This window comes from Steroidobacter cummioxidans (genome assembly GCF_003104955.1).
Map to the genome: position 1 here is coordinate 1 of NZ_LSRW01000051.1, position 13578 is coordinate 13578.

The window sequence follows — 13578 nt, forward strand, 5'->3', positions numbered from 1 at the left end:
GGCTCGGAGATGTGTATAAGAGACAGGCACCGACACCGTGCGTCAGCCGCGTAAGGACGACGACATTTTCTCCAGCGATGTGTTCGGCAGCGAAGAGCGCACGCAGGAAGTGCCGCGCGGCGGGCTCGATCTGGATGTGGGCGAGCCGCTGTTCGCCTCGAGCGAGGACCGCGAGCCGACGCAACGCCACGCCATTGCGACCGAAATGGAGCTGTCCGAGCTCGAGCCGGTCACCATGAGCGAAGTCGGCACCAAGCTCGACCTGGCGCGCGCCTACATGGACATGGGCGACCCGGATGGCGCCCGCAGCATCCTCGACGAGGTGCTCTCGGAAGGTAATCCGAGCCAGAAGCAGGAAGCTCAGCGCCTGATGGACTCGATCCGCTAGAATCTTGTTTGACGGGCCGGGCTTTCACCCGGCCCTTCCCCGGAAGCGATTGTGTTGTGCGCTAGCGCGGTGGTTCGCGCCTGCCGGAAAGGGGGTATCTCCTCCCGGCACCGGGCACGGCCGGAGCGCATTGCGCTCCTCACCGCACGTCCATGATGAGCCCTGCTGTTGCGGTCCCGTCCATGTATCGCAAAGCTGCCGGGAGGAGATACCCCCCTTCCCGACAGTCGCCGATACGTCGCAGGAAGAGTGGGCGTCGACATGCCGGTGGACGCTGCGATAATCGCGCGGCAGCGCTGAACTTCTAACCTTTCCCTTCCTTGCCAAACCTCTGAATGCCTCGAATCGCCCTCGGCATCGAATACGACGGTAGCAACTTCGCCGGCTGGCAATCGCAGGTGGACGCCTGCGGGGTGCAGTCCGTCGTGGAAGAAGGCTTGTCCGTCGTTGCCAATCACAAGGTGGAAGTCGTAGCTGCTGGCCGCACCGACGCCGGCGTGCACGCGGCCATGCAGGTCGTGCACTTCGAAACCACGGCAACGCGTACCGAACGCGCCTGGATGCTGGGTGCGGTGTCGAATATGCCCAAGACGGTCAGTGTCTTGTGGGCGCGCGAAGTGCCGGAGGGGTTTCACGCCCGCTATTCGGCCCTGGCGCGCCGCTACAGATACGTAATCCTGAATCGCACGCCTCGACCGGCGCTCAACGCCCAGCGCGCGGCCTGGATCCGTGAGCATTTGGACGAGCAGCGAATGCACGAAGCCGCCCAGCATCTGGTCGGCGAGCACGACTTCTCCTCGTTTCGTGCCGCGCAGTGCCAGGCACGAACGCCGATGCGTCACTTGCATGAAATCTCGGTGACGCGGCATGGCGAGCTGGTGGTACTGACGGTCTGCGCGAACGCCTTCCTGCATCACATGGTGAGGAACATCGCCGGCGTGCTGATCGCGATCGGGACCGGCGAGCAGCCGGTGGACTGGTCCGCCCAAGTCCTGGCGTACAAGGACAGGACGCTGGGCGGCGTGACCGCCGTGCCGGGCGGGCTGTACCTGGCCGGGATCCGCTACGCCGCGGCCTTGAATCTGCCCAGCGAGCCGGAATTCACTGTTTTGGCTCCTACGGAAGCAGGGAGCCGTCGAGTTCCCTGACCTCAGCAGGTTGACCACTGCAGCTGGATGCTCTGCCAAACGAAGTTGCCGACTTTGAGGGTTGGCAGTCGATCGGCGAGTTCTCCGGCAACTTGCCCGCAGGTTCGGGACCAAGTATAGATGCACCCCTCTAAATTCAGGCTGTCACTATGACCTGGTTCGAAAAGATCATGCCTTCGCGGATCAAGACCGAGCGCCGCACGCGCTCCGTCCCCGAAGGCTTGTGGATGAAGTGCGCCGCCTGCGATGCGGTTCTGTACCGCGCCGAGCTGGAGCGCAATCTCCATGTGTGCCCGAAGTGCGGCCATCACATGCGCATCGGTGCTCGCGATCGGCTGGAGGCGTTCCTCGATACGGAAGGGCAGGTCGAGCTGGCGGACAACATCACGCCGGAAGATCCGCTCAAATTCCGCGACACCAAGAAATATCGCGACCGCGTGCAGGCTGCGCAGAAGTCGACGCAGGAAAAAGACGCGCTGATCGTCATGACCGGCACGCTGATGGGCGAGCCCATCGTCGCGTGCGCGTTCGAATTCTCGTTCCTCGGCGGTTCGATGGGCTCCGTGGTGGGCGAACGTTTCGTGCGCGCCGCCGAGCATTGCCTCGAGCATCGCAAGCCGCTGATTTGTTTTTCCGCGAGCGGTGGTGCGCGCATGCAGGAAGCGTTGTTGTCGCTGCTGCAGATGGCGAAGACCAGCTCCGCGCTGGCTCGCATGGCGAAGGAGCGGTTGCCGTACATCTCCGTGCTGACCGATCCGACCACCGGCGGCGTGTCCGCCAGTCTCGCGATGCTCGGCGATGTGAACATCGGCGAACCCAAGGCGTTGATCGGCTTCGCCGGTGCGCGCGTCATTCAGCAAACCGTGCGCGAGACGCTGCCGGAAGGTTTCCAGCGTAGCGAGTTCCTGCTCGAGCACGGCGCGCTGGACATGATCGTCGACCGTCGCGACATGCGTGAGCGCATCGCCGGTCTGCTGACCATCTTCCTGCACAAGCCTGCGCCGCAGCCGAAGGTCGCGGCCTAAGCACGTTCGACTCCGATCAGCGGCGCGGTGAGCGCCGCTGATATTTCCGTTGTCACGGTGGACCGGTTCCATGAGATCCCTGGCCGATTGGCTGCGCTGGCAGGAAACACTGCATCCGAGCGCTATCGACCTCGGTCTCGACCGCATGCGTCGCACGCTGCAGCGGCTGAGCTGGCGGCAACCGGCGTGCCCCGTCATTACGGTCGCCGGTACTAACGGCAAAGGCTCGACGGTCGCGCTCACCTCGCAGATTCTTCGTGCCGCGGGCTACCGCGTCGGCACATTCACCTCGCCTCATCTGATCCGTTACAACGAGCGCATCGTCATCGACGGGCGCGAAGTATCTGACGCGTCGCTGGTCGCGGCGTTCGAGCGCATCGATGCGGCGCGCGACTCCGACACACTGACGTTCTTCGAATTCAACACGATCGCGGCACTGCTCGTGTTCGATACCGCGGGCGTCGATGCCATCGTGCTCGAAGTAGGGCTCGGCGGACGTCTCGACAGCGTCAACGCGGTCGATGCCGATGTGGCGATCGTCACCTCGATTGCGCTCGATCATTGCGACTGGCTCGGCCCGGATGTGGAAAGCATCGGTCGCGAGAAGGCCGGCATTTTCCGCGCGGGCAAACCCGCGATCTTTGGTTCGCGCGAGATGCCGTCATCCATCGGCGCGGTCGCTCAGCAGCTCGGCGCGCCGCTGTATCGTCTCGGTCAGGATTTCGGCTGGCAGCGCGATGGCGATCGCTGGTCCTGGCGGGGGCGGAGCACGAGCTACGACGATCTTCCGCGCCCGGCGCTCCAAGGCGACCTGCAGTTCGATAACGCGTCGGCCGTACTGTGTGCGTTGGAATGCTTGTCGTCGCGGCTGCCAGTGACGCGCGACGCAATCGACGCGGGTCTGCGAAATGTGACTCTGCCCGGACGCTTTCAGGTCGTGCGCCGGACCGAGCCGGCCGCCGTCGATTGGATTCTCGACGTGGCACACAACCCCGCGGCGGCACAGGCGCTCGCCGGTCAGCTTGCGTCGCGTCCCACGAGCGGGCGAACCATCGCCGTGTGCGGCATTCTCGGCGACAAGGACATCGAAGGCATCGCCGGCGCTCTGGGCAATTCGTTCGACGCCTGGATCATCATCGGCCTGCCAGGCGCTCGGTCCGTGCCGGTCGATGGGTTGGCGCAGCGGCTTGCCGGTTTGGGCGCGCGCATAGTGAAGACTGCTGCGACTGTCGCGGAAGGCTGCGAGGTTGCCCAGACGACGGCGCGCGCGGGCGATCGCGTCGTCGTGTTTGGTTCATTTCTGACCGTCGGGCCGGCGCTCGAATGGTTACAAGCGAGAAGTTGAATTTCAGGGGTTAACTCACGTGTCGTTCGCGCGCCGCGCCTCTTATACTTCGCGCCGTGGAACGCCCTGTAAAAGAACGCTTGATCGGCGCGGCTGTGTTGATGGCCGCGGCCATCATCCTGATTCCCGAGATGCTCTCGGGACCCAGCCGCGACTCCGCGGAGAAACAGGCGCAGACGGCTGCAGGCGGTAAGGGCAGCGGCGAGCCCGCGATCAAGACCTACACCATCGATCTGAGTCAGTCGCCCGGCGCTCAGCCGCCGACTCCCGTCGAGCAAACGGAGAACCGCGCGCCGCCGCCGGAAGAAACACCGCCGCCGGAGATGCTGCCCCCGGAACCCGCTGCGCAGCCCCCTGTCGTGGCTCAGGCTTTCCCTGAACCGAGGCCAGTGACACCTGCTGAACCGCCTGCGCAGAGAACCCCTGCACCGGCCCAAACGCCCAAACCGACACCCACGCCGGCGCCGGCGAAACCTGAGCCAAAACCTGAATCGCCCAAACCCGCGCCGCGCGCCGTTGCTTCTGCGCCAGCCGCCCCCAAATCGGCGGTTCCCACGGACAAAGGCTGGGCGGTGCAATTGGGTAGTTATGCCAGCGAGGCGACGGCCGAACGCATCATGAACGAATGGCGTGGTAAGGGTCACAGCGCATTCGTCATGCCGGTTACTACAGGTGGCAAGACGCTATACCGCGTCCGTATTGGCCCCACCAAGGACCGCGCCAGCGCCGAGGCCGCGCTGAAGGCTGTAAAAGGCACCATTTCCAGCGCCGCCGTGGTGGCGCATCCGTGAGAGATTTTCGCTCGTCCGACTGTGCGCAGGCCGTTGTTTCCAAACTGCGCCGCGCTGCTAGAATCCGCGCGCCCCAGGTCACGAGGCCGTAAATCGTTGTTGCGCTTATGAATGGTGCTGACTACCTGATTCTCGGCGTGCTGTTTCTCACGATGCTGTTGGGGTTTTTCCGCGGATTCGTCCGAGAAGCCATCGGCGTGATCGCCTGGCTGGGCGGTCTGTGGCTCGCCTGGCGTTATGCTCCTGTGGTGGAGCCGCTGCTCGCGGGCAGAGTCGGCGATCCGCCGGTAAGTACCTGGGCTGCGCGTACGTTGATCGTCCTTGGGGTGTTGATCCTCAGCTGGATCGTGGCGGGCATCCTCGGTCACATGCTCCGCCATTCGGGTCTGAGCATCATGGTCGACCGCCTGCTCGGGCTGGTCACCGGTTTCGTGCGCGGCGCGGTAGTCGTCGCGGTGTTCGTATTGTTGGGTCAGTTCGTGCAGCTCACCGAGACGCATTGGTGGAAGGGCTCGCGGCTGATTCCCTATGCGTCGGAAACGGCGGGTTGGCTGCAATCGTTTGCGGAGACCGGCATGAGCGTGCTCGACAAGCAGGCCGTGAAGGGTTCCGAGTTGAGTAGAGCAGGAGTCTGAGCATGTGTGGCATCGTTGGCATCGTCGGACACAGTCCGGTCAATCAACAGATCTACGACGCGCTCACGGTCTTGCAGCACCGTGGCCAGGATGCCGCGGGCATCATGACGTACCACGACGGCGAGCTCTTCATGCGCAAGAAGACCGGCCTGGTGCGCGATGTCTTTCAGGAAAATCACATGCTGAAACTGAAAGGCAACGTCGGCATCGGCCACGTGCGCTATCCCACCGCGGGTTGTGACAGCGCCTCCGAAGCGCAACCGTTCTTCGTCAACTCTCCCTACGGCATCTGCCTCGGCCACAACGGCAACCTCACCAACACGGCCGAGCTCGCCGAAGTCCTGACGCGTGAAGATCTGCGTCACCTGAATACCACCTCCGATTCCGAAGTCCTGCTCAATGTGCTGGCGAGCGAGCTGTCGCGCGTGCGGACACCGCGCGCCTCGGCGACGGATATCTTCTCCGCGTTGAGCGCTGTTTATCGCCGCGTGCGTGGCGGCTTCGCGGTAGTCACGATGATCGTCGGCCACGGCCTGCTCGGCTTCCGCGATCCGCACGGCATCCGTCCGCTGGTGCTCGGCAAGCGCGAATCTGCGCAAGGTCCCGAGTACATGCTCGCGTCCGAAAGCGTGGCGCTCGACATGCTCGGCTTCACGCTCGAGCGCGATGTGAATCCGGGCGAGGCGGTGTTCATCGACGAGCACGGTCGCTTGTACTCGCAGCAGTGCGCACCGGCCGCGAAACATACCCCGTGCATTTTCGAATACGTTTACTTCGCACGGCCCGACTCGAAGATGGACAACATCTCCGTGCACAAGGCGCGGCTGCGCATGGGCGACCTGCTCGCCGAGAAGATCAAGCGCATCTGGCCGGATCACGACATCGATGTGGTCATTCCGATTCCGGACACGAGCCGCACTGCGGCCGTGCAGGTCGCGCAGCTGCTCGGCGTGGTGTATCGCGAAGGCTTCGTGAAGAACCGCTACATCGGCCGCACGTTCATCATGCCGGGACAGGAGCAGCGCAAGAAATCCGTGCGCAACAAGCTCAATGTCATCGACCTCGAATTCCGCGGCAAGAACGTCATGCTGATCGACGACTCCATCGTGCGTGGCACGACCTCCGCACAGATCATCGATCTGGCGCGTGAAGCGGGTGCTCGCCGTGTGTATTTCGCGTCGGCGGCCCCGCCGGTGCGTTTCGCCAACGTGTACGGCATCGACATGCCGACGGCGTCCGAGCTGGTCGCCAGCGACAAGACCGAAGAGGAAGTGGCCAAGGCCATCGGTGCGGACAAGCTGATCTATCAGGATCTGGATGACCTGGTGCGCGCATGCCTGCATCACGATTCGCACATCGAGCAGTTCGATACGTCGTGCTTCTCGGGCGAGTACGTCACGGGCGACATTACCCCCGCGTATCTGAAGCGTCTGGAAGACGAGCGCTCGGATCAGGCCAAGGCGAAGCGTCGTCAGTCGCCGCTGAAAGCCATCCGCGCCGTCTGATCGACCCGGCCGGCAACGTGAGCTGACGTTATGGCTCTGCCTGCCGGCCCAGCTTCCCGACCTCTCGCCGCGGCGTCCGCCAATCTGGCGCCGCGCGTGATGATCGTCACCGATCACACCGAGCTGGCGCGCGCGCTCGAACATCACATCTCCATTGTCTGGTCGGATGCGGAGTGCCGCGTTCACGCGCCGCTGATTTCCGGACGGCTGCATTCCGCGTTCACCGCCGTCGGTTATGACGCTGTGCTGCTCGATGATCGCAGCGAGCGCGGCCGAGGCGAGGAGTGGCTGGAAAATTTTCTCTACCGCCCCGGCTTCCCGCCCATCGTTTATCTGGCGCCAGGAGACGATCCTGCGCTGGCTGCGCGTGCTGTGGAGCGCGGCGCGGTTGAATGCATCGTTCGCGAGCGCATCGATCATCGACGGCTGGCGAATTCGCTACGCGATGCGGTTCAGCGTCGCCGACAGGAGTTGGCGCTGTGGCGGACCAGTTCGCAAGCCGAGCTGCTGTCGCGCTTCGGGCCGGTGACGATTCTCGGACATCGCTGCATTCGCGAGCTCGCGATCGGCGGCACGTCGATGGTCTATCTCGCCGAGAGCGAGCGGGCCGGCGATCTGGTCGTGCTGAAGGTGTTGCGAGATGCACCGGAGACCGGCGATGAGCACATGCAGTTCTCGCGCTTCCTGCAGGAATACGAGCTGATCTCGAAGATCCGTCACCCCAACGTGGTGCGCATCTTCGATCTGGGCATCGCGGACGATCACGCGTACATCGCCATGGAATATTTCCAGCGCGGCGACCTGCGTCGCCGGATTGCGAAGCGCACCGAGCCTCGAGAGGCACTGCAGTATCTGTCGCAGATGGCGGCGGCCTTGCAGGTCGTGCACGAGGTCGGTGTGCTGCATCGGGACTTGAAGCCGGGCAATATCATGGAGCGCGCCGACGGCTCGCTCGCCATCATCGACTTCGGCCTGGCCAAGCACATCGAGGTCGATGTCGAGATGACCGGCGCAGGCGAAATCTTCGGCACGCCGTATTACATGAGCCCGGAGCAGGGCCACGGCCAGTCGCTCGACGAGCGCAGCGACCTGTATAGTCTGGGTGTGATTTTCTACGAAATGTTGACAGGCAAGAAACCGTTCCTCGCGCCGACGCCCATGGGAGTGATTTATCTCCACGGCAACGCGCCGCGTCCGCAGTTGAGCGGTGAGCTGAGTGTGTATCAACCGCTGCTGAACAAACTGCTGGCCATCGAGCCCGCAGATCGGTTCGCCTCTGCGCGCGATCTGTTAGCTGAGGCGATGCAGCTCGAGGCGCTCAGCGCATGAACGCCGTGACCAGAGATGACGAAATAGTCGCGCCTGGCGCAGGCCTCTCGAGTCGCTACGCTGGCGTGCTGCTCGCGCCGACCCCGGCTCGCTGGTTCGAGGTTGCTTGCGAGCGCTGGCGCGAGCTGCTCGTCGATCACGCCAATTGCGAAAAGAAAGCTGCTTCGACAGCACTCAGTCTGATCTTCTCGTATCCCGAAGACATGGCGCTCACGGACAAGCTGTCACGTCTCGCGCGTGAAGAGCTGCGTCACTTCGAGCAAGTGCAGAAGCTGATGCAGGAACTGAATGTGCCGTTCACTCGCATGCAGCCAGCGCGTTACGCGGAAGGTTTGCGATCCGCCATCAATCGCGCCGAGCCGGCGCGGCTACTGGATTTGTTGTTGTGTGGCGCGCTCATCGAAGCCCGCTCCTGCGAGCGCTTCGAAGGTCTCGGCCCAATGCTGTCCGAGCCATTGCGCGGCTTCTACATCGGCCTCGCCGTGTCAGAAGCCAGACACCAAGGTTTGTATCTGCGCCTCGCCGAACAGCGAGCGGGTGATATTGATTGGCGCGCAAGATTGCAGCAACTCGCCACAATCGAAGCCGAATTGGCCACGAGCCCCGACCCACAATTCCGCTTCCACTCCGGCTCGCCCACAAGCTGAGCCACCAACTCCGATTCCGGGATAGCGCTCGCGCGCTGTGACATTTCGGCGGCGTCGGGAGCGTCTTAGCTCCTCTCGGAACATCGCCTGCGCCCGCTGTGACGTTTCGGCGGCGTCGGGAGGGTCTTAGCTCCTTCCGGCAGCTTTGCGGCACATGGACGGGGCCGCAACAGCAGGGCTCATCATGGACGTGCGGTGTAGGAGCGCAAGCGCTCCGGCCGTGCCCGGTGCCGGAAGGAGCTAAGACCCTCCCGACGACGCTGACCACCGAGCCTCTTAATCCGACGTCAACAGCCTCAGCGCCCCAACCCCGCCAGCTCAAACCCCCGCTCATTCCACCTGAGCACGCTCCCTTGCTCATACCAATCGCCCAGCACGATGCGCTTGGCGACGTGATCTCCCACGGGCACATCGTGAATCGCCGGCCGATGCGTATGACCATGCACGATCACATCCGCATGTTCCTGCTCGAACGTGCGACACACCGCGCCCTGATTCACATCCATGATCTGCGGCTTGCTCCGATCCATCGACTCGATGTGCTTCTTGCTGCCAGCCCGCATCTTCGCCGCCAGCTTCTGCCTCTGGGCCAGCGACAACCGCCGCAACACGAACTGCACGATCGGATTGCGAACGATTCGTCGCAAGCGCTGATAATCCGGATCGTCGATACACAACGTATCGCCGTGCATGAGCAGCACGCGCTTGCCGTACAGCTCGATCAGCGTCCCGTCCGGCAGCAATTTCACCCCGGTGTCCCTGGCGAACCGCCGCCCGATCAAAAAGTCACGATTGCCGTGAATGAAATAAACCGGCACGCCGCCCTGCGTCAGCGACTTCAACGCCGCGATGACGCGCTGCTTGTCCGCGTCCGGATCGTCGTCGCCGATCCAGGCCTCGAACAGATCGCCCAGGATGTACAGCGCCGCCGCCTGCCGCGCCTCGTGGTCGAGGAAATCCAGGAATTGCGCCGTAATGTCGGGGCGCTCGCCGTCCAGGTGCAGGTCGGAAATGAACAGCGTCGCCGGACTGGACGCGGTCGCGCTCATTGCAACACTTCGACCCGTTTGATCAGGATGGGCTGCAGCGGCGCGTCGCGATCGAACGGCCCGAGGTTGCCGGTGGCCACCGCGCCGATGTCATCGACCACGTTCATGCCATCGATCACGCGTCCGAACACGGTGTAACCCCAGCGGCTGGGCTGCGGATCGAGCGCGGCGTTGTCCGCCAGGTTCACATAGAACTGGGCTGTGCCGCTGTGAGGCTCGCCAGTGCGCGCGAGGCCGACCGTGCCGCGACGGTTCGACAGGCCATTGCCGGACTCGTTGGGCGTGCCGGGGCGGGTCGGCTTTTCGACATATTTGGTGTCGAAACCGCCGCCCTGAACCACGAAATTGCCGATCACGCGATGGAACACGGTGTCGGTGTAATGGTCGGCTTTCACGTATTCGAGAAACGACGCCACCGTCAGCGGCGAACGCTGCGGATCCAGCTCGATCACGAAACTGCCGAGGCTCGTCTCCACCCGCACGCGAGGCGCGGACTGGGCCGAGGCCAGCGACGAGAAGCCGAGCAGCAGAGCCGCAACCAGGCCGAGGAGGCGAGCAAATCCGGGTATGCGCATGAGTGACCGCCGTAGGGATTAGGCCGGCGATCTTATCAAAGACCGCCGCGTGGCCAGACGCCGGTTCTCCCACGGGTCTTACAGCGCCAGTAGCTCCGGCCGTATAGAATGCGCGGCTACACGGAAGCAAGCCCCAATGCCTTCAGATTCGATGTCGTCAGATTCGCCAGACTTGCTCGTCACGCGCTTCGCGCCCAGCCCGACCGGGTATCTGCACCTGGGCAACGCTCGCACCGCGCTGCTGAGTTTTCTCGCGGCCCGCAAGGCCGGCGGGCGCTTCATTCTGCGCGTCGAGGACACCGATGAGGCGCGCTCCAGCGAAGAGTTCATGGTCGCGCTGTACGCCGATCTGAAATGGCTCGGGATGGATTGGGACGAGGGGCCGGATATCGGCGGTCCGCACGCGCCTTACCGCCAGCAGGAGCGCCGGGCGCTTTATGACGAGTGGCTGTCGCGACTGGATGCAGCAGGGCTGACGTATCCCTGCTTCTGCACGCCTACCGAGCTGAGCATTTCGCGCAAGCGCCAGCTCGCCGCCGGGCAGCCGCCGCGTTATGCCGGCACCTGCCGGAATCTCACGACGGAAGAGCGCGCTGAACGGTTGGCTCGAGGCTTGCCCGCAGCGCTGCGCTTCCGCGTGCCGGAGAAGCAGGTGGTGTCGTTCGTCGACGTGGTCCACGGCGAGCAGCGTTTCAATACCGACGACATCGGCGATTTCATCATCCGTCGCACGGACGGCAGCACCGCGTTCTTTTTCTCGAATGCGGTCGACGATGCGTTGATGGGCGTGACGCTGGTCCTGCGTGGCGACGATCACATGACCAACACACCGCGCCAGATCCTGATTTTGCAGGCGCTGAGCTTGCGTATTCCTCAGTACGCCCACGTGGCGCTGCTGCTCGGCATGGATGGCGCGCCGCTCTCCAAGCGTCACGGTGACACGAGTCTCCGAGATCTGCGCGAGCACGGTTATTTGCCGGGCGCTCTGCGCAATCATCTGGTGCGACTCGGTCACTCCTGCGTGAGCGATGGCTGGCTGGACGAGGCGGGCGTGATTGCCGACTTCGATTTGAATCGCCTTGGTCGCGCCGCGGCCAAGTTCGATGAAGCGCAGTTGCGTCACTGGCAGAAAGAAACAGTCGCGCATCTGTCGGCGGAGGAGTTCTTGAACTGGATTGCGGCCGAGCTGCCGCCGAGTCTGGATCCTCAGCAACAGGCGCAGTTCGTGACCGTCGCACGCGCGAACATCGAGCTGCCGTCCGACGCCAAGATCTGGGCCAAGGTCATTTTCGGCAAGCTCGACGAATTCGAGCCCGCTGCACTCGCCGCGATCCGCGAAGCGGGCGAAGGCTTTTTCACCGAGGCGCTGCAGGTCATCGGTCATCCAGGCTCGGACTTCAAACAGGCCGTGAAAGCGCTGGGGCAGGCCACCGGCAAGAAAGGTCCAGCGTTGTTCATGCCGTTGCGCGCCGCGTTGACGGGCTTCACTCATGGGCCGGAATTGGCGCCGATGCTGGCCATGCTGCCGTTCGCCGAAGTGCAGGCACGTCTCGAGCATGCCCGCCGGCTGGCGGCCTGACACAATCAGACTATGCAGATATTCAATTCACTGACCGGTCGCAAGGACGAATTCACCACCCACGAGCCGGGCGTCGTCCGCATGTATGTCTGCGGCGATACGGTTTATGACTTCTGCCACATCGGCCACGCGCGCTCCAAAGTCGCGTTCGACATCGTGCGGCGTTACCTGGAGTATCGCGGCTACCAGGTGAACTTCGTTCGTAACATCACGGACATCGATGACAAGATCATCAAGCGGGCCGCGGAGAACGGCGAGACTATCCAGTCGCTGACGGAACGCTTCACGAAGTTCATGCACGAGGACTACGACCGTCTCGGCATCCTGCGCCCGACGCACGAGCCGAAGGCGACGGAACACATCCCCGGCATCATCGCGATGACCCAGCAGCTCATCGACAAGGGTTACGCGTATGTCGCGAGCAACGGCGACGTGCTGTATTCGGTGTCGAAGTTCGCACCGTATGGCAAGTTGTCCGGCCGCAATCTGGAAGACCTGCGAGCGGGCGCGCGCGTCGCGGTGGATGAAGCGAAACACGATCCGGCGGATTTCGTGTTGTGGAAGCGAGCCAAGCCGGGCGAGCCGTTCTGGCCCTCGCCGTGGGGCGACGGCCGACCGGGCTGGCACATCGAATGCTCGGCGATGTCACTCGATCTGCTCGGCTCGCACTTCGACATCCACGGCGGCGGCATGGATTTGAAGTTCCCGCATCACGAGAACGAAATCGCGCAGTCGTGCGCGGCCACGGGCGACACGTTCGCGTCGTTCTGGATGCACAACGGCTTCGTGAATGTCGACGACGAGAAGATGTCGAAGTCGCTCGGCAACTTCTTCCGTATTCGCGATGTGCTGGATTCGGGGCATCTGCGAGATCCGGAAGTGCTGCGGTTCTTCCTCGCGTCGAGCCAGTATCGCGGACCGATCAATTACTCGCTCGTGCAGATCGAGCAGGCCGATGCGGCGTTGGGGCGGTTGTACACCGCGCTGCGTGATGTGACACCGGCGAGCAGCTTCCAGCCGAGCGAAGCGACGCGACGTTTTGAAGCGGCAATGGATGACGACTTCAACACGCCTGACGCGATCGCGGCATTACAAACATTGGCGACGGAGATCAATCGCGCGAAGAGCGCGGGCGATGCTGCTTTGGCGAGTGCCCTTGCGGCCGAGCTGAAGAAGTTGGCCGGCGTGCTGGGCTTATTGCAGCTGGCGCCGGAAGAGTTCCTGCGCAAAGGCGTGGGCGCTTCGTCGCTCGGCGATGCTGATATTGAGCGGTTGATCGGTGAGCGCAAGGCGGCGCGCACAGGAAGGAATTTCAAAGAGGCGGATCGGATCAGGCAGCAATTGTCTGATGCGGGGATCGTGCTTGAAGATAAGCCGGATGGGACTACTGCTTGGCGTCGGAGCTGAGGTTGGCGTCGCTGTAAGAGGGCGTTGGTGGTCTGCGTCGTCGGGAGTGTCTTAGCTCCTCCCGGCACCGGGCACGGCCGGAGCGCTAGCGCTCCTACACCGCACGTCCCTGATGAGCCCTGCTGTTGCTGTCTCTTATACACATCTGACGCTGC

At 63.4% G+C, this 13578-nt stretch carries 12 protein-coding genes and 1 pseudogene; 11 read left to right on the forward strand and 2 right to left on the reverse strand.

The window, feature by feature from the left end; genetic code table 11:
• The first annotated feature begins 37 nt into the window (after positions 1-37).
• From D0550_RS36480 to D0550_RS23220, 9 genes and pseudogenes are all read left to right on the forward strand, one after another.
• Complete coding sequence (locus D0550_RS36480; RefSeq protein WP_275129274.1) at positions 38-388, forward strand: FimV C-terminal domain-containing protein; 351 nt, start codon at positions 38-40, stop codon at positions 386-388.
• A gap of 335 nt (positions 389-723) precedes the next feature.
• On the forward strand, positions 724-1536 hold the full coding sequence (gene truA / locus D0550_RS23185) for a tRNA pseudouridine(38-40) synthase TruA (protein WP_116811572.1): 813 nt from the start codon (positions 724-726) through the stop codon (positions 1534-1536).
• 149 nt (positions 1537-1685) lie between these two features.
• A pseudogene (gene accD, locus D0550_RS23190) lies at positions 1686-2540 on the forward strand (acetyl-CoA carboxylase, carboxyltransferase subunit beta); the annotation flags it as partial.
• A 91-nt stretch (positions 2541-2631) separates the two neighbouring features.
• Positions 2632-3906, forward strand: a complete 1275-nt coding sequence (gene folC, locus D0550_RS23195; RefSeq protein WP_116811574.1) for a bifunctional tetrahydrofolate synthase/dihydrofolate synthase — start codon at positions 2632-2634, stop codon at positions 3904-3906.
• 56 nt (positions 3907-3962) lie between these two features.
• Positions 3963-4697: an SPOR domain-containing protein gene (locus D0550_RS23200; protein WP_153067292.1), complete on the forward strand. Its 735-nt coding sequence runs from the start codon at positions 3963-3965 to the stop codon at positions 4695-4697.
• A gap of 107 nt (positions 4698-4804) precedes the next feature.
• The gene (locus tag D0550_RS23205) at positions 4805-5332 is read left to right on the forward strand and encodes a CvpA family protein (RefSeq protein ID WP_116811576.1); all 528 of its coding nucleotides are present in this window, start codon (positions 4805-4807) and stop codon (positions 5330-5332) included.
• 2 nt (positions 5333-5334) lie between these two features.
• Positions 5335-6837, forward strand: coding sequence for an amidophosphoribosyltransferase (gene purF / locus D0550_RS23210; RefSeq protein WP_116811577.1), 1503 nt, complete (start codon positions 5335-5337; stop codon positions 6835-6837).
• A gap of 30 nt (positions 6838-6867) precedes the next feature.
• Positions 6868-8166, forward strand: a complete 1299-nt coding sequence (locus tag D0550_RS23215) for a serine/threonine-protein kinase (RefSeq protein ID WP_116811578.1) — start codon at positions 6868-6870, stop codon at positions 8164-8166.
• Positions 8163-8813 carry a MiaE family protein gene (locus D0550_RS23220; RefSeq protein WP_116811579.1) on the forward strand — a complete coding sequence of 217 codons (651 nt, stop codon included), beginning with the start codon at positions 8163-8165 and terminating at the stop codon, positions 8811-8813. Before D0550_RS23215 ends, D0550_RS23220 begins: the two co-directional genes overlap by 4 nt.
• A gap of 296 nt (positions 8814-9109) precedes the next feature.
• On the opposite strand, the gene lpxH is transcribed toward D0550_RS23220, so the two are convergent.
• Together lpxH and D0550_RS23230 are read right to left on the reverse strand one after the other, a co-directional pair.
• Positions 9110-9862 (reverse strand): UDP-2,3-diacylglucosamine diphosphatase, encoded by a 753-nt coding sequence (gene lpxH, locus D0550_RS23225; RefSeq protein ID WP_116811580.1) that lies wholly within the window; start codon positions 9860-9862, stop codon positions 9110-9112.
• On the reverse strand, positions 9859-10437 hold the full coding sequence (locus tag D0550_RS23230) for a peptidylprolyl isomerase (RefSeq protein WP_116811581.1): 579 nt from the start codon (positions 10435-10437) through the stop codon (positions 9859-9861). The genes lpxH and D0550_RS23230 overlap by 4 nt, the downstream gene beginning before the upstream one ends.
• A 136-nt stretch (positions 10438-10573) precedes the next feature.
• Here D0550_RS23230 and gltX point away from each other — a divergent pair, with 136 nt between their 5' ends.
• Together gltX and cysS are read left to right on the forward strand one after the other, a co-directional pair.
• Positions 10574-12016 carry a glutamate--tRNA ligase gene (gene gltX / locus D0550_RS23235; RefSeq protein ID WP_206606485.1) on the forward strand — a complete coding sequence of 481 codons (1443 nt, stop codon included), beginning with the start codon at positions 10574-10576 and terminating at the stop codon, positions 12014-12016.
• Positions 12017-12028: 12 nt separating this feature from the next.
• On the forward strand, positions 12029-13423 hold the full coding sequence (cysS, locus tag D0550_RS23240; RefSeq protein WP_116811582.1) for a cysteine--tRNA ligase: 1395 nt from the start codon (positions 12029-12031) through the stop codon (positions 13421-13423).
• Positions 13424-13578: the final 155 nt, after the last annotated feature.

Excerpts from the sequence above, each read along its gene's own strand:
- lpxH (WP_116811580.1), bottom strand. The coding sequence starts at position 9,862 with ATGAGCGCGACCGCGTCCAGTCCGGCGACGCTGTTCATTTCCGACCTG.
- gltX (WP_206606485.1), top strand. The coding sequence starts at position 10,574 with ATGCCTTCAGATTCGATGTCGTCAGATTCGCCAGACTTGCTCGTCACG.
- D0550_RS23215 (WP_116811578.1), top strand. The coding sequence starts at position 6,868 with ATGGCTCTGCCTGCCGGCCCAGCTTCCCGACCTCTCGCCGCGGCGTCC.
- folC (WP_116811574.1), top strand. The coding sequence starts at position 2,632 with ATGAGATCCCTGGCCGATTGGCTGCGCTGGCAGGAAACACTGCATCCG.
- cysS (WP_116811582.1), top strand. The coding sequence starts at position 12,029 with ATGCAGATATTCAATTCACTGACCGGTCGCAAGGACGAATTCACCACC.
- purF (WP_116811577.1), top strand. The coding sequence starts at position 5,335 with ATGTGTGGCATCGTTGGCATCGTCGGACACAGTCCGGTCAATCAACAG.
- truA (WP_116811572.1), top strand. The coding sequence starts at position 724 with ATGCCTCGAATCGCCCTCGGCATCGAATACGACGGTAGCAACTTCGCC.
- D0550_RS23220 (WP_116811579.1), top strand. The coding sequence starts at position 8,163 with ATGAACGCCGTGACCAGAGATGACGAAATAGTCGCGCCTGGCGCAGGC.
- D0550_RS23205 (WP_116811576.1), top strand. The coding sequence starts at position 4,805 with ATGAATGGTGCTGACTACCTGATTCTCGGCGTGCTGTTTCTCACGATG.
- D0550_RS23230 (WP_116811581.1), bottom strand. The coding sequence starts at position 10,437 with ATGCGCATACCCGGATTTGCTCGCCTCCTCGGCCTGGTTGCGGCTCTG.